This is a genomic window from Leptothrix mechoopdaensis (SeqCode), from assembly GCF_053893855.1.
The window spans coordinates 4,514,310-4,535,195 of sequence record NZ_CM132699.1 but is presented as its reverse complement, the minus strand read 5'-3'; the positions used below and the strand labels follow the sequence as shown (position 1 = coordinate 4,535,195).

At 70.9% G+C, this 20,886-nt stretch carries 22 protein-coding genes; 17 read left to right on the top strand and 5 right to left on the bottom strand.

The genetic code is table 11. The annotated features are described in order from the left end of the window. Position 1: 1 nt before the first annotated feature. The 9 genes from ACWA7K_RS19805 (at position 2) to ACWA7K_RS19765 (ending at position 4,436) form a co-directional block, all read left to right on the top strand. Positions 2-346 (top strand): antibiotic biosynthesis monooxygenase family protein, encoded by a 345-nt coding sequence (locus tag ACWA7K_RS19805; protein ID WP_456163530.1) that lies wholly within the window; start codon positions 2-4, stop codon positions 344-346. Between the two features lie 36 nt (positions 347-382). After that, positions 383-826 carry an SRPBCC family protein gene (locus ACWA7K_RS19800; RefSeq protein WP_456163528.1) on the top strand — a complete coding sequence of 148 codons (444 nt, stop codon included), beginning with the start codon at positions 383-385 and terminating at the stop codon, positions 824-826. 4 nt (positions 827-830) lie between these two features. Further along, entirely contained in the window at positions 831-1,478 is a 648-nt protein-coding gene (locus tag ACWA7K_RS19795) for a DUF2238 domain-containing protein (RefSeq protein ID WP_456163526.1), read from the top strand. Then, positions 1,475-1,888 (top strand): PH domain-containing protein, encoded by a 414-nt coding sequence (locus ACWA7K_RS19790; RefSeq protein WP_456163524.1) that lies wholly within the window; start codon positions 1,475-1,477, stop codon positions 1,886-1,888. The genes ACWA7K_RS19795 and ACWA7K_RS19790 overlap by 4 nt, the downstream gene beginning before the upstream one ends. Positions 1,889-1,994: 106 nt before the next feature. Then, positions 1,995-2,462, top strand: a complete 468-nt coding sequence (locus ACWA7K_RS19785) for an N-acetyltransferase family protein (RefSeq protein ID WP_456163522.1) — start codon at positions 1,995-1,997, stop codon at positions 2,460-2,462. Further along, a complete protein-coding gene (locus tag ACWA7K_RS19780) occupies positions 2,459-3,070 on the top strand; it encodes a hypothetical protein (RefSeq protein ID WP_456163520.1) in 612 nt (203 codons plus the stop codon). The genes ACWA7K_RS19785 and ACWA7K_RS19780 overlap by 4 nt, the downstream gene beginning before the upstream one ends. A 16-nt stretch (positions 3,071-3,086) precedes the next feature. Beyond that, positions 3,087-3,479, top strand: a complete 393-nt coding sequence (locus ACWA7K_RS19775) for an iron chaperone (RefSeq protein WP_456163518.1) — start codon at positions 3,087-3,089, stop codon at positions 3,477-3,479. Further along, positions 3,476-3,907 (top strand): hypothetical protein, encoded by a 432-nt coding sequence (locus ACWA7K_RS19770; protein ID WP_456163516.1) that lies wholly within the window; start codon positions 3,476-3,478, stop codon positions 3,905-3,907. Before ACWA7K_RS19775 ends, ACWA7K_RS19770 begins: the two co-directional genes overlap by 4 nt. A gap of 31 nt (positions 3,908-3,938) precedes the next feature. Then, positions 3,939-4,436 carry a RidA family protein gene (locus tag ACWA7K_RS19765; protein ID WP_456163514.1) on the top strand — a complete coding sequence of 166 codons (498 nt, stop codon included), beginning with the start codon at positions 3,939-3,941 and terminating at the stop codon, positions 4,434-4,436. Positions 4,437-4,457: 21 nt separating this feature from the next. Here ACWA7K_RS19765 and ACWA7K_RS19760 read toward each other — a convergent pair whose 3' ends face one another. Together ACWA7K_RS19760 and ACWA7K_RS19755 are read right to left on the bottom strand one after the other, a co-directional pair. After that, complete coding sequence (locus ACWA7K_RS19760; RefSeq protein ID WP_456163512.1) at positions 4,458-5,249, bottom strand: type III pantothenate kinase; 792 nt, start codon at positions 5,247-5,249, stop codon at positions 4,458-4,460. 118 nt (positions 5,250-5,367) lie between these two features. Further along, positions 5,368-5,895 carry a hypothetical protein gene (locus ACWA7K_RS19755; protein WP_456163510.1) on the bottom strand — a complete coding sequence of 176 codons (528 nt, stop codon included), beginning with the start codon at positions 5,893-5,895 and terminating at the stop codon, positions 5,368-5,370. A gap of 620 nt (positions 5,896-6,515) precedes the next feature. Here ACWA7K_RS19755 and icmF point away from each other — a divergent pair. The 4 genes from icmF to ACWA7K_RS19735 all read left to right on the top strand — a co-directional run bounded on the left by icmF (position 6,516) and on the right by ACWA7K_RS19735 (position 13,816). Beyond that, entirely contained in the window at positions 6,516-9,806 is a 3,291-nt protein-coding gene (gene icmF, locus ACWA7K_RS19750; RefSeq protein ID WP_456163508.1) for a fused isobutyryl-CoA mutase/GTPase IcmF, read from the top strand. 118 nt (positions 9,807-9,924) lie between these two features. Then, the gene (locus ACWA7K_RS19745) at positions 9,925-11,748 is read left to right on the top strand and encodes a peptidylprolyl isomerase (RefSeq protein WP_456163506.1); all 1,824 of its coding nucleotides are present in this window, start codon (positions 9,925-9,927) and stop codon (positions 11,746-11,748) included. Positions 11,749-11,858: 110 nt separating this feature from the next. Next, positions 11,859-12,026, top strand: a complete 168-nt coding sequence (locus ACWA7K_RS19740; protein WP_456163504.1) for a hypothetical protein — start codon at positions 11,859-11,861, stop codon at positions 12,024-12,026. Between the two features lie 92 nt (positions 12,027-12,118). Then, complete coding sequence (locus ACWA7K_RS19735; protein WP_456210233.1) at positions 12,119-13,816, top strand: NAD(P)/FAD-dependent oxidoreductase; 1,698 nt, start codon at positions 12,119-12,121, stop codon at positions 13,814-13,816. Here ACWA7K_RS19735 and ACWA7K_RS19730 read toward each other — a convergent pair whose 3' ends face one another. Then, entirely contained in the window at positions 13,817-14,935 is a 1,119-nt protein-coding gene (locus ACWA7K_RS19730; RefSeq protein ID WP_456163501.1) for a 3-deoxy-7-phosphoheptulonate synthase, read from the bottom strand. It abuts the gene before it with no gap. A gap of 79 nt (positions 14,936-15,014) precedes the next feature. Here ACWA7K_RS19730 and ACWA7K_RS19725 point away from each other — a divergent pair, with 79 nt between their 5' ends. Both ACWA7K_RS19725 and ACWA7K_RS19720 read left to right on the top strand, forming a co-directional pair. After that, on the top strand, positions 15,015-16,523 hold the full coding sequence (locus ACWA7K_RS19725) for a histidine kinase (RefSeq protein ID WP_456210231.1): 1,509 nt from the start codon (positions 15,015-15,017) through the stop codon (positions 16,521-16,523). Between the two features lie 8 nt (positions 16,524-16,531). Next, the gene (locus tag ACWA7K_RS19720) at positions 16,532-17,179 is read left to right on the top strand and encodes a response regulator (protein ID WP_456163497.1); all 648 of its coding nucleotides are present in this window, start codon (positions 16,532-16,534) and stop codon (positions 17,177-17,179) included. Positions 17,180-17,185: 6 nt separating this feature from the next. Here the strand turns inward: ACWA7K_RS19720 and ACWA7K_RS19715 are convergent, their stop codons facing one another. Next, positions 17,186-18,322, bottom strand: a complete 1,137-nt coding sequence (locus ACWA7K_RS19715) for a calcium:proton antiporter (protein WP_456163495.1) — start codon at positions 18,320-18,322, stop codon at positions 17,186-17,188. 253 nt (positions 18,323-18,575) lie between these two features. Between ACWA7K_RS19715 and ACWA7K_RS19710 the strand changes: the two genes are divergently transcribed. After that, the gene (locus ACWA7K_RS19710; RefSeq protein WP_456163493.1) at positions 18,576-19,760 is read left to right on the top strand and encodes an acetyl-CoA C-acyltransferase family protein; all 1,185 of its coding nucleotides are present in this window, start codon (positions 18,576-18,578) and stop codon (positions 19,758-19,760) included. Positions 19,761-19,844: 84 nt separating this feature from the next. Here the strand turns inward: ACWA7K_RS19710 and ACWA7K_RS19705 are convergent, their stop codons facing one another. Beyond that, on the bottom strand, positions 19,845-20,150 hold the full coding sequence (locus ACWA7K_RS19705; protein ID WP_456163491.1) for an antibiotic biosynthesis monooxygenase family protein: 306 nt from the start codon (positions 20,148-20,150) through the stop codon (positions 19,845-19,847). Positions 20,151-20,261: 111 nt separating this feature from the next. Between ACWA7K_RS19705 and ACWA7K_RS19700 the strand changes: the two genes are divergently transcribed. After that, the gene (locus ACWA7K_RS19700) at positions 20,262-20,810 is read left to right on the top strand and encodes a YaeQ family protein (RefSeq protein WP_456163489.1); all 549 of its coding nucleotides are present in this window, start codon (positions 20,262-20,264) and stop codon (positions 20,808-20,810) included. Positions 20,811-20,886: the final 76 nt, after the last annotated feature.

Genomic DNA, 20,886 nt, shown 5'->3' with positions numbered 1-20,886 from the left:
CATGACCTGGACGGCCACCTTCACCTTCGCCAAGCGCCAGTTCGACGACGACTTCCACCGCCTCGACGCCCAGATCGCCGAAGCGGCCCGGGCCATTCCCGGCTACCTCGGCGAGGAAGCCTGGGAGAACCCGGCCACCGGCCTGGTCGCCAACGTCTACCACTGGGAATCGCTCGAAGCCCTGCAGCAGCTGATGCAGCACCCCGTCCACCGCCAGGCCAAGGGTCGGCAAGCCGAATGGCTGGCGGGCTACCAGGTGGTGATCTCGCAGGTGCTGCGGGTGCAGGGAGATGGCCGCCTGCAGGGCCTGCCGCTGACGCCGCGCGAAGCCCCGCGCGGCACCTAGACTCCAGTTCGTCCTGACCTGACCGGAGCCCTCACCATGCCCAGCACCATCCGCCTCCACCGCGTCCTGCGCGCACCGCCCGAGCGGGTCTATCGCGCGTTTCTCGATGCCGGGGCGCTGGTCAAGTGGTTGCCGCCGCACGGGTTCACGGCGCAGGTGCATGAGCTGGATGCGAAGGTCGGCGGGGCCTACCGGATGTCGTTCACGAACTTCTCGAACGGCCAGAGCCACTCGTTCGGCGGCACCTACGTCGAGCTGGTGCCGGGCGAGCGCATCGTGCGGTCCGATGTCTTCGACGATGCCAACCTGCCCGGCACGATGACCGTGACGGTGACGCTGCGGGCCGTGTTCTGTGGCGCCGAACTCGAGGTCACGCAGGCCGGCATTCCCGACGTGATCCCGCCGGAGGCCTGCTACCTCGGCTGGCAGGAATCGCTGACCTTGCTGGCCCAGCTGGTCGAGGCCGAGATTCCGGGCTGACAGCTTGAACGCGGCCACGCCTTCCGATCGCTCGCTGTCGATCGCCCTGTTCGCGCTGGTCGGCCTGCTGGCCTGGTCCGGGGCCTCGCCCTACGACCGGGCGACCTGGTGGATGGAGGTGGCGCCGGTGTTCGTCGTCGTGCCGCTGCTGGTCAGCACCCGCTCGCGTCACCCGCTGACCACGCTGCTGTATGCCGGCATCTTCCTGCACGCCTGCGTGCTGATGCTGGGCGGCGCCTACACCTATGCACGCGTGCCGCTGGGTTTCCAGATCGCCGACTGGCTCGGGCTGCACCGCAACCCCTACGACAAGATCGGCCACTTCATGCAGGGCTTCGTGCCGGCGCTGGCCGCGCGCGAGGTGCTGCTGCGCGGGCGCCATGTGCAGGGCCGCCGGATGCTGGTCTTCCTGGTGGTCTGCATCGTGCTGGCCATCAGCGCGACCTACGAGCTGATCGAGTGGGCTGCGGCGCTGGCGCTGGGTCAGGGCGCCGACGAGTTCCTCGGCACGCAAGGCGACCCGTGGGACACCCAGTCCGACATGTTCTTCGCGCTGATCGGCTCGGTCTGCGCCCTGCTGCTGCTGACCCGGCTGCATGACCGCCAGCTCGGCCGGCTCCCGTCCATCCCCCAACCCGATTCCTCTCCATGACAAGCTACGTCGAAGGTGCCCTGATCCAGGACGAACGCATCGTCCACATGGGCCGCATCAGCCTGTGGTCGCTGGCCCACCTGCTGGCCCTGGGGGTCCTGCTGCTGCCGGTCTTCGGGATCGGCCTGATCTTCCTGATCAAGGCCTGGATCCGCTACAAGACCACCGAACTGGCCGTCACGACCCGGCGCGTGATCGTCAAGTTCGGGCTGATCCGGCGCAGCACGGTCGAGATCAACATCAACAAGGTCGAGAGCATCCAGGTCGACCAGGACATCCTGGGCCGCCTGTTCAATCACGGCACGCTGATCATTGCCGGCGCCGGCAGCCCGCAGGCCCCGATCGCCGGCATCTCCGACCCGATGGCCTTCCGGCGCGCCTTCATCCAGGCCCAGGACCAGGCCCGCTGAACGCACGCGACAGCGCCCGTCACCTGAACCGAAGGCACGACTCACACATTCGAGTCGTGTGGCTTGCCCCGATGCGGCTGTCACGGGGGTCTGCTGGAATCGCGGCATGACCCTTGAATCCCTGACCTTCCGGGTGGCCCGGCCCGAAGACGCACCGGCCTGCGTCGACCTGCGTGGTCGCACCCGCGAAAACCGCTTTTCCATGGCCCAGCTGGCCGCGATCGGCGTGACCGAGACGACCTGGGGCGACGGCATCGCCGATGGCAGTCTTCCCGGTCACCTCGCCTTCGACGGCGAGCGGCTGGTCGGCTACTGCTTCGGCGCGCCCGACAGTGGCGAGATCGTCGTGCTGGCCCTGCTGCCCGACTGGGAAGGCCGCGGCCTGGGTCGGCACCTGCTCGACCTGATGGTGACCGAGCTGCGCCACGAGGGACATCGCCGGCTGTTCCTGGGTTGTTCGTCCGATCCGGCGACGCGTTCGCACGGCTTCTACCGGCACCTGGGCTGGCGCTCGACCGGCACCGTGGACGCCGCCGGCGACGAGGTGCTGGAACTGCTGGAGCCGACGGCATGACGGCCCGCCTCATCTCGCTGGCCGCCACCGCCATGCTCGCGTTGGCCACGGCCTCGTTGACCGGCTGCGCCGCCACGCAGGTCCAGTCCAGCGGTGAACTGCTGCGCGGGCCGCTGTGCCAGCCGGGTTCGCCGCCGGTGTCAACCGTCATCTACTGGGCGCCGCAGTGGCGCAGCGACCAGAAGGAACCGGCCCGGCGCGAAGCCGCCGCGCTGCGCGGCATCCGGGACTTCGCCGATCGCACCGACTGCCTGGCGGTCAGCAGCATCCGCCGCCTGGCCGCCACGCAGGCGCTGTCCAACGACGCCGACCTGCAGCGCCTGCCGGGCTACGGTCCGGACGCCCCGGCGCTGCTGCTGCTGGTGGTCGTGCGCGAACTCGGGCCACGCCTGGAGATCGGCCTGCCCTGGGTCATCGAAGGTGGCACCGAGGCGAGCATCGAGGTACGCGTGGTCGACACCCGCACGTCGACCCGCCTGGCCAACACCCAGACGCTGTGGCGCAACGGCGGGCGCTGGGTCATCAAGGGCGTCAGCACGCTGGACCGCGACATGAGCGCCGCCCTCAGCGCGACGCTGATGCCCTCGGCCGCCAAGGCCACGCCCTGAGGCGCGCGGGCGGCCCATGTCGACACCCGCGACAGCCACCCCGATCGACGACTACATCGCCGCGCAGCCGGCCGCCGTGCGGCCACTGCTCGAACAGGTCCGCGCCGCCGCCCGCCGTGCCGCGCCGGACGCCGCCGAGGTCATCAGCTACCGCATCCCGGCGCTGCGCCAGCATGGCGTGCTGGTCTACTTCGCCGCCTTCCAGCGCCACATCGGCTTCTACCCGCCGGTGCGCGGTGACGACGCGCTGGTGCAGGAAGCCGCCCGGTATGCCGGCGAGAAGGGCAACCTGCGCTTCCCGCTCGACCAGCCGCTGCCGCTCGACCTGATCGAGCGCCTGACGCGGCTGCGGCTGGCGCAGGACACGCAACAGCACGCCGAGCGCGCGACCCGGCGGCGCCGGCCATGAGCGCTCACGAGGCCGACCGCGCCGGTCGTCCGGGCGAAGGTGGCGACTTCGTCCGCATCGCCACCTGTGCCACGCCGACCGAGGCGCACCTGATGCAGGGCATGCTGGCCTCGATCGGCCTGAGCCCGCGCGTGGCCGATGCCAACTTCATCCAGGCCGACCCGTGGATGACCCAGGCCACCGGCGGCGTGCGGGTGCTGGTGCCGGCCGAGGAGGTCGATGCCGCCCGGCGCGCGCTGGCCGACTTCGACGGCGGCGCGCTGGCCTTGCCGGACGACGCCACCGGGTCAGGCCCGGACGAAGCCGCCCCGCCGGACGAATCCCCGCGCCCGATCGGCCCGGCCTGGCGCTGGACCTTCGTGCTGCTGGCGCTGCTGGTCGCGGCCACGCACCTGGCGCGCAGCTGGTTCGCGCACCGGCCGCCCTGACGCGCCGTTTCCAGAACGGCTGGAACACCCGATGAACACGAACGAAACGCCCGATCAACGGTTCGAGCGCCGGGCCGCCGAGGTCGGCCTCGACCCGCAGGCCGAGCTGCGCATCGGCGGCCACTACGTCTCGCTGCTGCGCCACGCCGACCAGGTCTGGATCAGCGGCCAGGTGCCCCGGGTCGGCGACCGTGTGCTCGTCTGCGGCCGGGTCGGCGCGGGCGTCACGCTCGACCAGGCGCGCCTGGCCGCCCGCATCGGCGTGCTGCGCGCGCTGACGCTGCTGCGGCGCGAACTCGGCTCGCTCGACCGCGTCGCCCAGGTGCTGCGGCTGACGGTGTACGTCCAGTGCGCGCCCGACTTCACGCAGCACAGCGAGGTCGCCGATGGCGCCTCCGACCTGCTGCACGAGGTCCTCGGCGACGCCGGCCGCCACACCCGCACGTCGGTCGGCGTCTACCAGCTGCCCAAGGATGCGGCGGTGGAGGTGGATCTGGTGGCGGCGGTCCGGGCGAGCGCGGACGGCTGACCGGGCCTCAGCTCGACCGGATCACCCGACCAGCGCCAGCCCGCGTTCCTGCGCCAGGCGCAGCAGGCCCTCGAACACCAGCGTGTCGATGACCTCGATCTCGAGGTCGTGCAGCAGCTGCGCGAGCTTCACGGCGGCGCCGCCGCTCATCAGGATGCGGGGCGTGACGCCGCTGCGCAGCGCGAGCTGCCGGTGCATGCGTTCGACCGCGCCGGCGATCGCGCTGGCGCCGCCGCTCATCAGCGCGTCGCTGGTGTTGGTCGGGAAGTCCTGCACCTCGCCGGTCGGCACGCGAAGGCCGGCGGTGCCGGATTCGAGCGCCTTCAGCATCAGGCCGAAGCCCGGCAGGATCAGGCCGCCGAGGAAGCTGCCGGCCGGGTCGAGCGCGTCGACCGTCACCGCCGTGCCGACCATCACGACGACGGCCGGCGGCACCGGCTGGCCGGCAGGCGTGGCGGCCTGCAGGCGGGCGCGGGCGCCGACCATCGCGACCCAGCGGTCGCTGCCGAGCCGGGTCGGGTGTTCGTAGCGGTTGAGGATGCCGCCGCCGGTGGCCTGCGGGACGACCCACTGCGGCGTCAGGTCCCAGAGTTCGAGCTGTTCCTCGACCCGCCGGCGCACCGCGTCACCGGCGACGACGCAGCCCAGCATCGTCGTCGGGTGCGGCAGGCGGGCCCAGTCGGTCTCGGCCAGCTGGTCGATGGTCTCGAGGAAGACGGCGCCGTGGGCGCGCAACGTGGCGCCCGGCAAGGCCGCGTCGTACAGGCCCCACTTGAGGCGGGTGTTGCCGATGTCGAGGGCGAGAAAACTCATGGAAGGCCGCGGCGCAAGGACTGTCGGGTGATCGGCGGGGGGGCCGATCGTAACGGCCGGTCGGTGAGCGCCTGCTGCGGGGCTGCCCCGCTGCCGGCCGCGCGCCGGCCGTGTTAGGTCAGCCTGCCAGCAGCCGTTCGACCTGCGAGATCAGCTGGCGTGCCTCGGCCAGCCGATGCGGCCGCGACAGGCGCGCCTGCACTTCCGGCAACAGCGCCATCAGGTCACGCCGGTGGCGGGCGCGGCGCACGCGCAGCAGCGTCACCGCGCCGCTGACCGGTGCCTGCGACAGCAGCGCCTGCTGGATCAGGCTGCGGGCCTGCGACAGGCTGGCGTCCTGCTCGACCAGTTCGGCGTGGCGGGTGCGGGTTGGCGGGGGAGCCAGGCCGATGGTGTCGAGGCCGTCGGGGCCGGACACGTCCGACTGGAAGTTGGTGCTGGGATGGGGCCAGCCGAGTGGTTCCTCGGCGACTTGCGGCAGGGGTGCGCAGACGACGATCAGGCCGAGCGCCTGCAGTTCATCGAGGTAGCCCCGGGACACGCCTTGCTGCCGTGCCAGGCGCAGGACCTCGTCGACGTCACGGTGGCCATCGACCAGCAGCAGCATCGCCCGATGGCGCTGCGACAGGTGGCGCTGACTCGCCACGAGCTCGGCGTGACCGGCTGCCGTCTTGCACGGAATCCCCAAGGTGTCCCCTCGCGCTGTGTGCCACCGTTGCCAGGCTGGTACAGGCGGCGGCCGGATTCTGCGCCGTTTTGAACTACCCAAGCGAGCGAGGTGTCACCCCGGCACGGACCGATGCCTGGACGCCACGCATGGTTCAGTTTCATCAGCCAGACGGCGGCGCTGGCGACTCCAAAAAAAGGCGGCGTCGCGATCGTTGGTCCGATCGGGAGGCTTGCGCCACCCGGCCGGGACGATCGGACGCCGTTGTCCAAAAAATGTCCCACCTAACGAGGCCGCCCGGAGGCGGACTCCTGCTGAACGTTGCAGGAGCCGTGCCAGGCCGTCCCGGGCGATGGCAGCGGGCGCGGCATGACGGATGTCACGCCCGACCTGCCCGCCGCCGGCCGCACGCACCGAAGCGCATCGCGCCGCAGCCCGGAACCGCAGCATGCGCACCAGAAGCGTGCAGCCCCCCCGCCATCCGCCTGGCCCCCCGGACTATCCCGCGCTTCGCATGACGTTTACGTAAACGTCAACTTAGAATCAGTTTTCGCCGGCACAGTGCGCCCGCCCCGGACCCTACCCAGGAGACTTTCCGCATGACCCAGCTCAGCGCCGACTACCAGGCCCTCGCGGCCTATCGCCCGACCCAGAAGGTGCGCTTCGTGACGGCGGCCAGCCTGTTCGACGGCCACGACGCGGCCATCAACATCATGCGGCGCATCCTGCAGGGCATGGGCGCCGAGGTGATCCACCTGGGCCACAACCGCAGCGTCGACGAGGTCGTCACGGCTGCGCTGCAGGAAGACGCGCAGGGCATCGCGGTCAGTTCCTACCAGGGCGGCCACGTCGAGTACTTCAAGTACATGGTCGAGCTGCTGCGCGCGCGCGGCGGCGCCCACATCCAGGTCTTCGGCGGCGGCGGCGGCGTCATCGTGCCGGCCGAGATCCGCGACCTGGCCGACCACGGCGTGCGCATCTTCAGCCCCGAGGACGGCCAGCGCATGGGCCTGCAAGGGATGATCGGCGAGATGGTCATGCGCTGCGACGTCGACCTGTCGCCGCACGCGCCGGCCTCGGTGGACGCGCTGCAGGGCCACACCGAACAGGCCTGGCGCGCGCTGGCGCAGCTGATCACCGCGCTCGAGAACGGCCGGGCCGATCCGGCGCTGGCCGCCGCCGTGCGCGAGGCCGCCCAGGCCGACAAGGCGCCGGTCATCGGCATCACCGGCACCGGCGGCGCGGGCAAGTCCAGCCTGACCGACGAGCTGATCCGGCGTTTCCGGCTCGATCAGGACGACCGCCTGCGCATCGCCGTCATCAGCATCGACCCGTCGCGGCGCAAGAGCGGCGGCGCGTTGCTGGGTGACCGCATCCGCATGAACGCGACCGGGCCGTGGCGCAACGGCCCGCGTGTCTACATGCGGTCGCTGGCCACGCGCGACACCGGCAGCGAGATCAGCGCGGCGCTGCCCGACGTGCTGGCCGCCTGCCAGGTGGCGGGCTTCGACCTGATCGTGGTCGAGACCTCCGGCATCGGCCAGGGCGACGCGGCGATCGTGCCGCTGGTCGACGTGCCGGTCTACGTGATGACGCCCGAGTTCGGCGCGGCCAGCCAGCTCGAGAAGATCGACATGCTCGACTTCGCCGAGTTCGTCGCCATCAACAAGTTCGACCGCAAGGGCGCGGCCGACGCGCTGCGCGATGTCGCCAAGCAGGTGCAGCGCAACCGCGAGGCCTTCGGCGTGCGGCCCGAGCAGATGCCGGTCTTCGGCACCATGGCCAGCCGCTTCAACGACGACGGCGTGACGGCGCTCTACCAGGCACTGAAGGCGCGCCTGATCGACGCCCGCCTGGCGATGGACGACGGCCGCCTGCCGCTCGTCGACACCCGCCACAGCACGCACCAGACGCCGGTGGTGCCGGGTGCGCGGGTGCGCTATCTGGCCGAGATCAGCGACACCGTGCGCGGCTACAAGGCCCGCGCCCGCGCGCAGGCCCGGCTGGCCCGCGAGGTGCAGCAGCTGCGCGAGAGCGCGCGCATGCTGTTCGAGGCGATCCCCGAGAAGCACCGCGCCCGCGACGCCGTCGCCGATCTGGCCGATCAGCGCGAGGCCCGGCTCGATGCCGACGCCCGCAAGCTGCTGGTGCAATGGCCGCAGATGCAGGCCGCCTACGCGGGCGACGAGTACGTCGTGAAGATCCGCGACAAGGAGATCCGCACGCAGCTGACCCACACCACGCTGAGCGGCAACAAGGTCCGCAAGGTCGTGCTGCCGACCTACGAGGACCACGGCGAGATCCTGAAGTGGCTGATGCTGGAGAACGTGCCCGGCAGCTACCCCTACACCGCCGGCGTGTTCGCCTTCAAGCGCGAGGGCGAGGACCCGACCCGCATGTTCGCCGGCGAGGGCGACGCCTTCCGCACCAACCGGCGCTTCAAGCTGGTCAGCGAGGGCATGCCGGCCAAGCGCCTGTCGACCGCGTTCGACTCGGTCACGCTCTACGGCAACGACCCGGATCCGCGCCCGGACATCTACGGCAAGGTCGGCAACTCGGGCGTCAGCATCGCGACGCTGGACGACCTGAAGGTGCTCTACGACGGCTTCGACCTGTGCTCGCCGACGACCAGCGTCAGCATGACGATCAACGGCCCGGCGCCGTCGATCCTGGCGATGTTCATGAACACGGCGATCGACCAGCAGCTCGCCAGGTTCAAGGCCGACAACGGCCGCGAGCCGACCGACACCGAGGCGGCCAAGATCCGCGCCTGGGTGCTGGCCAACGTGCGCGGCACGGTGCAGGCCGACATCCTCAAGGAAGACCAGGGCCAGAACACCTGCATCTTCTCGACCGAGTTCAGCCTGAAGGTGATGGGCGACATCGCCGAGTACTTCGTGCACCACGACGTGCGCAACTTCTACTCGGTCTCGATCAGCGGCTATCACATCGCCGAGGCCGGCGCGAACCCGATCAGCCAGCTCGCCTTCACGCTCAGCAACGGCTTCACCTTCGTGGAGGCGTACCTCGCGCGCGGCATGCACATCGACGACTTCGCGCCCAACCTGAGCTTCTTCTTCTCCAACGGCATGGACCCGGAATACACCGTGCTGGGCCGGGTCGCGCGGCGCATCTGGGCCGTCGCGATGAAGGAGAAGTACGGCGCCAACGAACGCAGCCAGAAGCTGAAGTACCACATCCAGACCAGCGGCCGCAGCCTGCACGCGCAGGAGATCCAGTTCAACGACATCCGCACGACGCTGCAGGCGCTGATCGCGATCTACGACAACTGCAACTCGCTGCACACCAACGCCTTCGACGAGGCCATCACCACGCCGACCGAGGAGAGCGTGCGCCGGGCCATGGCGATCCAGCTGATCATCAACCGCGAGTGGGGCCTGGCGAAGAACGAGAACCCGAACCAGGGTGCCTTCGTGATCGACGAGCTGACCGAGCTGGTCGAGGAAGCCGTGCTGGCCGAGTTCGAGAAGATCGCCGAGCGCGGCGGTGTCCTGGGTGCGATGGAGACGGGCTACCAGCGCAGCAAGATCCAGGAAGAGTCGATGCATTACGAGATGCTCAAGCACACCGGCGAGTACCCCATCATCGGCGTGAACACCTTCCGCAACCCGCATGGCGAGCCGGTGCCCGAGCACATCGAGCTGGCCCGCTCGACCGAGGAAGAGAAGCAGTCCCAGCTGCAGCGCCTGGCCGACTTCCACGCCCGCCACGCGGCCGAGGCACCGGCGCAGCTGGCGCGGCTGCAGCAGGCCGTGATCGAGAACCGCAACGTCTTCGAGGTCCTGATGGATGCCGTGCGCTGCTGCTCGCTGGGCCAGATCACGAACGCGCTGTTCGAGGTCGGTGGCCAGTACCGGCGCAGCATGTGAGGCCCGGCAAGGCCGTTGTCATCGGCTCAAACCGGTAGGTGACGCACATCTAGCCGGCATGGTGGAAAGGCCGTCAAACCTGCATCTTCTGCGGGTTTGACACCTCTTCGAATCCGCCATGACCGCACAGCCGCGACACCTCCCGAAAACCCGCTCCGCTCACCTGCGGGTCTGCACCGCCAGCCTGCTGACCCTGCTGCTGGGCGCCTGCGGCGGCGGCAACAGCACCAGCACCTCGACGCCGCCGTCGGTCGTGCCCACGCCCACGCCGATCGTCACGCCCAAGACCGACACCCAGGCGCCGACCGTCACCGGTCTGAGTGCCGTCTCGCTGTCGATGGGCAAGGTCAGCGTGCGCATCAGCACGGTGTCCGGCGATGACGCCACGGCGGTCTGCCTGCGCAGCGACACGGTGCGGCCTGCCGCGACGGACGCCTGCTTCGGCAGCGGCGACATCGCCACGGTGACGGCCGTGACCGGCGTCGTGGCCTACCGGGGCTATGCCCGCGACGCGGCGGGCAACGTCAGCGCCTCGTTCGAACAGACGATCGACGCCTACGCGCTCGACACCGGCGCGCCGGTCGTCAGCGCCGTCACCCGCACGGTGATGGGCGGCGGCAAGGTGAAGCTGGTCGCCACGGTCGCCGACGACCAGGGTGTCACCGGCACCTGCTTCAGCACCAGCACGTCGACGACCGCACCGGCGGCCACCGATGCGTGTTTCCAGGCCTCGAACGAACTCGTCGTCGACGAGCCGACGGACCAGCAGGCCTACCGCGTCCATGCCCGCGACGCGGCCGGCAAGGTCAGCGTCGCCCGCCCCTTCCTGCTGGACCTGAAGCCTCCGGTCGTCAGCGGTGTCAGCGTGGTCGCGAACAGCGCCGGCAAGATCTCGCTGCAGATTGCCGGCACCGACAACGTCGGCGTGACCGGCTGGTGCCTGCGCGCGGTCTCGTCCGGGGCGACGACGGTGTCGCCAACGCCGCCGGCCTCGACCGATGCCTGCTTCACCGCCAATCCGCAGATCAGCGTGACCTCGCCGTCCAGCGACGTGGGCCGCTACGAGGCCCATGCCCGCGACGACGCCGGCAACGTCAGCGCGGCCTACGTCCACACGATCGACCTGGGCACGCCGTCGGTGGTGTCGGCCAGCGTCAGCGCAGCGGCGGCCGGCGTGGTCACCGTGACGGCCCAGGCGGTCGACAGCGTCGGCATCACCGGCTACTGCCTGCGCCCGGCCACCGACACCAGCACGCCGCTGGACGGCGACGCCTGCTTCCAGGCATCGCCCGCCCTCGCGTTCACGCTGCCGTCGCCGCCCACGACGGCCACGACGACCGTGCGCCTCTACGCCAAGGACGCCGCCGGCCACGTCAGCCTGCCGCTGCTGCGCACGATCTGCACCGCCACGGCGCTGCCCACCAGCGTCGGCGGAACGTTGCCGATCGTCTGCCTGCAGACCACGCTGGGCGACATCGCGCTGGAGCTCGAATCGAACAAGGCGCCGAGGTCGTCGACCAACTTCCTCGCCTATGTCGACGGCGGCTTCTACACCGACACGCTGTTCCATCGCGTGATGTACGGCTTCATGGTCCAGGGCGGCGGCAACACCCTGACGGGCGCCAAGACGACCAATGCCGCGATCACGCTCGAACGCACCACGCTGACGACGCTGTCGCACACCCGCGGCACGCTGGCGCTGGCCCGCTCGACCGCCGCCGACTCGGCGACCAGCCAGTTCTTCATCAACGTGGTCGACAACTCCTCGACGCTGAACGCCACGTCCACCGCCGATGGCTACGCGGTGTTCGGCCGCGTGCTGGAGGGCATGGACACCACGGTGCAGGCGCTGCGCAGCGTCGCGGTCGTCAACAGCAGCAGCGGCGAGTTCAGCGCCCCGGTCGACCAGCCGCGGATCGTGCGGGCGTACCGGATGAAATGAGCCCCGTTGGCCCGTCTGGCGGCGGGCCCATGCGGATTTGTGGCCTAATCGAGGGTTCGCGGGTCTGCAGCACTCGCTCTTTTCACCTCAACAGACCCCCGGAGCCAGTCATGGGCAACAAGATCATCACCGAAGCCGACCGCAAGGCCACCCCCCGTCCCGCAGCCCCGACCGGTGTCGCCTTCACGGCGCCGCACGGCCAGAAGGTGAGCCTGGAGCGTGGTGCGCACACCCGCTCGAAGAAGAACCCGGGCAAGCGTCCGAAGAAGGGCGGTTGATGCGGCGGCGCTGACGCGCCACGCATCCCTCGATGCATCAGGACGGCCTCATGGCCGTCTTGTCGTTTCTGAGCCCCAGCCTTCACATCGCCATGATCCGCATCACCGAACTGCGCCTGCCGCTGAACCACGCCGAGCCGGAGCTGCGCGCCGCCGTCGTCGCGCGCCTGGGGCTGGCGCGGGATGCGGACCTGGCGGACTTCAGCGTCTTCAAGCGGGCCTATGACGCGCGCAAGAAGACGGCGATCCTGCTGATCTACACGGTCGACTGCACGCTGGCCGACGGCCTGGACGAAGCGGCGACGCTGGCGCGCTTCGCGGCCGATCCGCACGTCAAGGCCAGCCCGGACACGCGATATCGCTTCATCGGCCATGCGCCGGCCGACTTCGGCAGCGCTGACGGCCGGCTGCGCCCGCTGGTGATCGGCTTCGGACCGTGCGGGCTGTTCGCCGCGCTGATCCTGGCGCAGATGGGCCTGCGGCCGATCGTGCTGGAACGCGGCAAGGTCGTGCGCGAACGCACCCAGGACACCTGGGGCCTGTGGCGGCGTCAGCAGCTGGAGCCGGAATCGAACGTTCAGTTCGGCGAAGGCGGCGCCGGCACCTTCAGCGACGGCAAGCTCTGGAGCCAGATCAGCGACCCGCGCCACCTGACGCGCAAGGTGCTGACCGAGTTCGTCAAGGCCGGCGCGCCCGACGAGATCCTCTACGTCAGCAAGCCCCACATCGGCACCTTCCGGCTGGTCAGCATGATCGAGAAGATGCGCGCCGAGATCGAGTTGCTGGGCGGCGAGATCCGCTTCCGCCAGAAGGTGGTCGACCTCCAGGTCGAGACCGACGCGAAGGGCATGCGCCAGGTGCGCGGCGTGACGCTGGAATCGGGCGAGCAGATTCGCGCCGACCACGTCGTGCTGGCGCTCGGCCACAGCGCCCGCGACACCTTCACGATGCTGCACGGCCGGGGCGTGGCGATGGAGGCCAAGCCGTTCTCGGTGGGCTTCCGCATCGAGCATCCGCAGGGCGTGATCGACCGTGCGCGCTTCGGCCCGAACGCCGGCAACCCGATCCTCGGCGCGGCCGACTACAAGCTGGTCCACCACGCCGGCAACGGCCGCTCGGTCTACAGCTTCTGCATGTGTCCGGGCGGCACGGTGGTGGCGGCGACGTCCGAGCCGATGCGGGTGGTCACCAACGGCATGAGCCAGTACTCGCGCAACGAGCGCAACGCCAACGCCGGCATCGTCGTGGGCATCGACCCGCAGGACTACCGGCAAGACGGCCGCCACGACGGCCCCGTGAACCCGCTGGACGGCATGGCCTTCCAGCGCATCTGGGAGTCGCGCGCCTACGAGCTGGGCGGCGGCGGCTACATCGCACCGGGCCAGCTGGTGGGCGACTTCATCGCCAACCGGCGCCAGGGCCGTCGCGGCCAGGACTTCGGCGACGTGCTGCCGTCCTACAAGCCGGGCGTGAACCTGACCGACCTGAGCGAGCCCGGCCGCGAGAGCCTGCCGCCCTACGTGCTGGAGGCGATCCGCGAGGCGTTGCCCGCCTTCGAACGCCAGATCCGCGGCTTCTCGATGCACGACGCGGTGCTGACCGGCGTCGAGACGCGCACGTCGTCGCCGCTGCGCATCAACCGCGGCCGCGACCACCAGAGCCTCAACACCCGCGGCCTCTACCCGGCCGGCGAGGGCGCGGGCTACGCCGGCGGGATCATGTCGGCCGGCGTCGACGGCATCGAGGTGGCCGAGTCGGTCGCGGCGGACCTCCTCGGCCTGCGGGCCTGATCAGCCGCGCGCCCGGCGCGCCCGCACCGCCTGCGCCAGCTGGTGCAGCACCGGCTGGGTCTGGGCCCAGCTGATGCAGGCATCGGTGATCGACACGCCGTGCGACAGCGGCTGGCCGGTGACCAGGTCCTGCCGGCCTTCCTGCAGGTGACTCTCGATCATCACGCCGGTGATGCGGCGTTCGCCGGCCGTGATCTGCGCGGCGATGTCGGCCGCGACGTCGATCTGGCGGCGGTGCTGCTTGCTGCTGTTGGCGTGCGAGCAGTCGACCATGACCTGCTCGCGCAGGCCCGATGCACGCAGCGTGTCGCAGGCGGCTGCCACGTGTTCGGCGCCGTAGTTGGGCGTCTTGCCGCCGCGCAGGATGACGTGGCAGTCGGCATTGCCGCGGGTCTCGAAGATCGCGGCCTGGCCCATCTTGGTCATGCCCATGAAGGCATGCGGCGCGCTGGCCGACAGGATGGCGTCGCTGGCGACCTTCAGGTTGCCGTCGGTGCCGTTCTTAAAGCCGACCGGGCAGGACAGGCCCGAGGCCAGCTGGCGATGGGTCTGGCTCTCGGTCGTGCGCGCGCCGATGGCGCCCCAGCTGATCAGGTCGGCGATGTACTGCGGGCTCAGCAGGTCGAGGAACTCGGTGCCGGTGGGCAGGCCCAGCTCGCCGATCTCCAGCAGCAGCCGGCGGGCCCGTTCGAGACCCTCGTTGATCGCGAAGCTGCCGTCCAGGTGCGGATCGTTGATGTAGCCCTTCCAGCCGACCGTCGTGCGCGGCTTCTCGAAGTAGACCCGCATGACGACGGCCAGCGCGTCGCTCAGCTGCGGCACCTCGTGCTTGAGGAAGCGGGCGTAGGCGATGGCCTGGTCGTGGTCGTGGATCGAGCAGGGGCCGACCACCACGATCAGCCGGTCGTCGCGGCCGTGCAGGATGTCGGCCAGCCCGGCGCGGCTGCGTTCGACCAGCGCCAGCGTGGCCTCGGGCACTGGCAGGCGTTCCTGCAAGAGCGCCGGGTTGATCAGCGGGCGCACCGCGCGGATGCGCACGTCGTCGATGCGGGTGGTGTCGAGCGTGGCCTCTCGGGTGCCGGCTTCGCGGTCGTGGCGGGGATCGTCCAGGGTGGGCATGGGAACTCTCGGTGCAAGGAGCAGCCCGGGATTATCCCGGCGCGACAGCGCGCGACCGGCTCGGGCACCATCGCCGCCGATGAGCTGGACGCCCCCCTTCGACCTGCCCCGCCTGGTGATGCGGCGCGTCTTCGCGGCCGGCCTGGCGGCGCTGCTGCTGGCAGCGGTGCTGGGGCTGGCACGCGTCAACCAGAACATCGAGGAAGAGGTCGACGCCGCGATGTCGCTGGCCAGCGTGATGGCGCGACTCGGCTCGCTTGATCAGGTCGACGACCGCAGCGCGCTGGCCGCCTTGCGCGAGACGCTGGCCGCCGAGGGCCTGCGTCACCTGACGCTGCACATCGTCGACGGCCACGGCCGGGTGATCCTGCGGCCCTTGCCGGCACCGCCCGATCCGGCGCCGCTGGGCTGGCTCTACCAGTTGCACCGCCAGATGCTGTCGGCGCCCGACGGCCGCCGCGCGACCTGGGCCGTGGCGCGGCCCGACGGCACCCGCTGGGTGGTGTCGCTGGCGGCCTCGCACGAGAGCGAGCGGGTCGAGGCGCTCAACAACCTGGCCGGCGCGCTGGCGCTGCTGCTGGGCTGCATCGGCGCGCTGCTGCTGGCGATGGCCTGGAACGTGCGCCGCGCCTTCGCGCCGCTGACCGGGCTGCTGGCCGCCATCGGCCGGCTCGAACACCAGGACGCCGCCGGCGTGCGCGAGCTGCCGCGCATGCCGATCCGCGAGCTGGAGTCGATCGCCACCGCCTTGCGCGAGCTGGTGCGCGCCCTCGATGCCGCCGAGACCGAACGCCGGCTGCTGAGCCAGCAGGTGCTGACGCTGCAGGAGGACGAGCGCCAGCACCTGGCGCGCGAGCTGCACGACGAGTTCGGCCAGCGCCTGACGGCCTTGCGGCTGGACGCCGCCTGGCTCGGACGCCGGCTGGACGACCAGCCGGATCTGCACGAGGTCGTCGCCGGCATGGCCGAACGCTGCGCCGAGGTCCAGCGCGACATCCGCGACCTGCTGGTGCGCCTGCGCCCGCTCGGTCCGGCCGCCGCCGACGACGACGGCGATGGCGAAGGGACGGACGCCCGTCTGCCGCTGGCCCGGCTGGTGCAATTGCTCGAAGGCCTGGTCGCCGGCTGGCAAGCCAGCAGCACACGCGACGGTGCGGCCGCATCGACACGCTGGACGCTGCGCCTGCGGCAGTCAGGCGCCGACGCCCGCCCCACCGATCGGCCGCTGGACCCGGCGCTGGCCGAGGCCACGCGCCTGCCGCGCGAGCTGGTGCTGGCCGTCTACCGCCTGAGCCAGGAGGCCCTGACCAACGCCGCCCGACACGCGCAGGCCCGCGAGGTCGAGCTGACGCTGACGCTGCACCCGCACGACACCGAGCCGACGCTGGACTGGTCGGTCCGCGACGACGGCATCGGCCTGGTCGACCTCGGCGGCGCCCGCCAGCGCGGCAACGGCCTGGGCGGCATGCAGGAGCGCGTCTGGGCCCTCGGCGGGCAGTGGCGCCTCGAACCGGCCGAGAACACGCCGGATGCCGCACGACCCGGCCTGCGCCTGTCGGCCCGCCTGGGCTGGAAACCGCCAACCTGACGCTCCCGATGAACACGCCCCTGCTCCCGACGCCACAGCCCGCCCGCCTCGCGCTGGTCGACGACCACGCCATCGTCCGGGCCGGCTATGCCCGCCTGATCGAGCTGGAGGACGACCTGTCGGTCGCCGCCGAGTTCGGTGACGCCGAACAGGCCCTGGCCGCGCTGGCCGGGCCGCTGCGCGGGCGCATCGACGCGCTGGTGCTGGACCTGTCGATGCCCGGTCGCAGCGGGCTGGAGCTGCTGCGCCACATCGTGCGCGCCGGCCTGCCGCTGCAGGTGCTGGTGGTGTCGATGCACGACAGCGCCGCGCTGGTGAGCCAGTGCCTGCAGGCCGGCGCCCGCGGCTTCGTCTCCAAGAGCGCCGACCCGCAGGCCCTGATCGACGCCCTGCGCCGGGTGCTGCGCGGCGAGCTGGTGATGCCGCCGGGCCACGGCGAGCCGACCTTGCGCCCGCCGCACCATGACCTGACCGCCCGCGAGCTGGAGGTGCTGCGCCGCCTGCTGACCGGCATGCCCTTCGACGAGATCGCCGGCCAGCTCGGCATGAGCGAGAAGACGGTCTCCAACCACCAGACGCAGATCCGCCAGAAGCTGGGCGTCGGCAACGCGGTCGAGCTGCTGCACTACGCACGCGCCCACGGGCTGATGCCCTGAGAGCGCTCAGGGAAAGACCGCCAGGAACAGGAACACCGCGAACAGCACCAGGTGGACGGCGCCCTGCAGCACGGTGGCGCGGCCGCGTCCGAGCGTGAGCGTGCCGACCAGGAAGGTCAGCACCAGCATCACGATCGCGCTGGGCGCGAGGCCCAGCACCAGCGGGTGCGGGTAGAACAGCGACAGCACGGCGACCGCCGGGATGGTCAGGCCGATGCTGGCCAGCGCCGAGCCAATCGCCAGGTTCAGGCTGGTCTGCAGCCGGTTGTGGGCCGCCGCGCGCACGGCCGCCCAGGTCTCGGGCAGCAGCACCAGCAGGGCCACCAGCACGCCCACCAGCGACGGCGGCGCGCCCAGGGCCTTGACGCCGGCCTCCAGGCTCGGCGCCAGCGTCTTGGCCAGCCCCACGACGCCGATCAGGCAGACCATCAGCAGCCCGAGCGCCACCCAGGCGACGCTGGTGGACGGCGGCTCGGCATGGGCGCTGGCGTCGGCCAGGTCGTCGGCATCGGCGGGCAGGAAGTAGTCGCGGTGCCGCACGGTCTGGACGAACACGAACACCCCGTAGAGCGCCAGCGAGACGATCCCGGCGAAGGCCAGCTGCGGCCCGGAGAACGTCGGCCCCGGCGTGCTGGTGGTGAACACCGGCAGGACCAGCGTCAGCGTGCACAGCGCGGCCAGCACCGCCAGCGACGGGCTGGTGCCCTCGACCCGGAACGCCAGCACGCCGTGGCGGATGCCGCCCACCAGCAGGCACAGGCCGACGACGCCGTTGCAGACGATCATGACCGCGGCGAACACCGTGTCGCGCGCCAGCGCGCTGGCCGAGGCACCGCCGGCCAGCATCAGCGAGACGATCAGCGCCACCTCGATGACGGTCACCGCCAGCGCCAGCACCAGCGTGCCGAACGGCTCGCCGACCCGGTGGGCCACCACCTCGGCATGGTGGACCGCCGACAGCACCGCCGCGACCAGCCCCAGCGAGGCCAGCAGCACGCCCCACCAGGCCTGGGCGCCGGCGAGCTGCAGGGTCACCAGCAGCAGCAACGCCACGGCGGGCAGCAACACGCTCCAGGCCGGCAGCGCAGGGGGCAGCGCGGGCAGCAGGCGGGAGACGAGCGAAGGCCGGTCGGTCGGGTTCATGCCAAAAGCATACGGGAGGGGCCTGCGGCGAACGAGATGCCCAGTCACGCCCCGCATGGTCGCTGCGCCGCAACATGAGCCGGGCCCATATCGTTTTCGTCACCGGTACGTGACCCGGGACGCGCATCCCTTGCGGCATGATGTTGCCCTTCGTCAGGTCGCTGTACCCGGGCCGACGTAAGGTGCCGACACCGGTTCAACCGTACCCGTCCCCGTCCCATCCCCCGTTCCCGTTCCCCTGCAGGAGACTCACATGAGCAAGCGCGACGTCGTCGTTCTGGGCGCAGCCCGTTCCGCCATCGGCACTTTCGGCGGATCGCTCGCCGACATGGAACCGGCCGATCTGGCCGGCGCGGTCATGAAGGCCACGGTCGAGCGTTCGGGCGTCGACCCGAAGTCGATCAACTACGTCACCGTCGGCAACTGCATCCCGACCGAAAGCCGCTACGCCTACGTCGCCCGCGTCGCCTCGATCCAGGCCGGCCTGCCGATGGACTCGGTCGCCATGGCCGTCAACCGCCTGTGCTCGTCGGGCCTGCAGGGCATCGTCACGACGGCGCAGAACATCCTGCTGTCGGACTGCGACTACGGCGTCGGCGGTGGCGTCGAGGTCATGAGCCGCGGCGCCTACCTGTCGCCGCAGATGCGCTCGGGCGCCCGCATGGGTGACGCCAAGATGATCGACGCGATGGTCGCCGTGCTGACCGACCCGTTCGGCGTCGGCCACATGGGCATCACCGCCGAGAACCTGGTGACCAAGTGGGGCATCAGCCGCGAGGAGCAGGACGCCGTGGCCGTCGAGTCGCACCGCCGCGCCGCGCTGGCCATCGCCGAAGGCCGCTTCAAGAGCCAGATCGTCCCGATCGTCAAGCAGACCCGCAAGGGCGAGGTCACCTTCGACACCGACGAGCACGTCAAGGCCGGCACCACGATGGAGTCGCTGGCCAAGATGAAGCCGGCGTTCAAGAAGGACGGCACGGTCACCGCCGGCAACGCCTCGGGCATCAACGACGGCGCCGCCTTCCTGGTGCTGGGCGACGCCGCCCGCGCCTCGGCCGACGGCCACAAGCCGCTGGCCCGCCTGGTGTCCTACGCCGTCGCCGGCGTGCCCAACGACGTGATGGGCGAAGGCCCGATCCCGGCCACCAAGATCGCCCTGAAGAAGGCCGGCCTGACGCTCGACCAGATCGACGTCATCGAGTCCAACGAAGCCTTCGCCGCCCAGGCCATCGCCGTGGCGCGCGGCCTCGAGTTCAACATGGCCAAGGTCAACCCCAACGGCGGCGCCATCGCCCTGGGTCACCCGGTCGGCTGCTCGGGCGCCTTCCTGGCCGTCAAGGCCCTGTACGAACTGCAGCGCACCCAGCAGCGTTACGCGCTGGTGACGATGTGCATCGGCGGCGGCCAGGGCATCGCGGCGATCTTCGAGCGCCTGTGATCGCATCTGGCTGACACGACAAAGGGGCCTTCGGGCCCCTTTTTCATGGTGCGGCGGAAGGCGCCGCTGCGGGTCGGCCGGTCGTCAGTCGACCGACTTCGCCAGCAGGTCGAAGTGCTCGACCACCGGCGGCTGCGCGAAGAACGGGCCGACGATGGCGCGCCACTGCGCGAAGGCCGGCGACTCGCGGAAGCCGACGGTGTGGTCCTCCAGCGTGGCCCACCAGATCGTCAGCAGGTAACGCTCGGGCGACTCGATGCCCTTGTGGACCTTGAAGCCGTGGAAGCCCTTCGCATGGGCGATGACGGTGGCCAGACCATGCTGGATGGCGGCGTCGAACTCGGCCTGGCGGCCGGGCTGGATGCGGATGTCGGCGACTTCGAGAATCATGGCGGGCTCCGGATGCGGGGTTGGCGGTCGTTGGATGGCGGTCGGGCCGGCATCGTAGCGGCGCCGGGCTTCCCGGGCTGTCACCTCGGACCCCCCACCTAGAATCCGCCGATGGCCATCCGCTCCACCATCCACAAGGCCGAACTGGCCATCGCCGACATCGACCGCGGCTACTACGCCGACCACGCGCTGACGATCGCACGGCATCCGTCGGAGACCGAGGAGCGCCTGATGGTGCGCATCCTCGCCTTCATGCTCAACGCCGACGAGCGCCTGGCGCTGGCCGGCGACATCTCGACCGACGACGAGCCCGCGCTCTGGGCCCGCGACGACACCGGCGCGATCCTGCACTGGATCGAGGTCGGCCTGCCCGACGAGCGCGTCATCCGCAAGGCCTGCGGCCGCGCCGACCGCGTCACCGTGCTGACCTACGGCGCGCGCAAGGCCGAGGCCTGGTGGGCCGACAACAAGAACACGCTGGCGCGCCACCGCAACCTGACGGTCGACTTCCTGAACGAAGCCGCCTGCGACGCCCTGACCGCCCTGGCCGACCGCTCGATGCGGCTGTCGGCCACGATCCAGGACGGCCACATCCTCGTCAGCACCGCCAAGGGCAGCGCCGAGCTGTCGCTCGACCACTGGCAGGCGCCGCCCGCCTGACCCGTGCGCGCCCGGCGGGCGCTTTGCGAGAATCGCGGGTTCGCCCCGACGACCCCCGACACCCGACCCAGCAGGC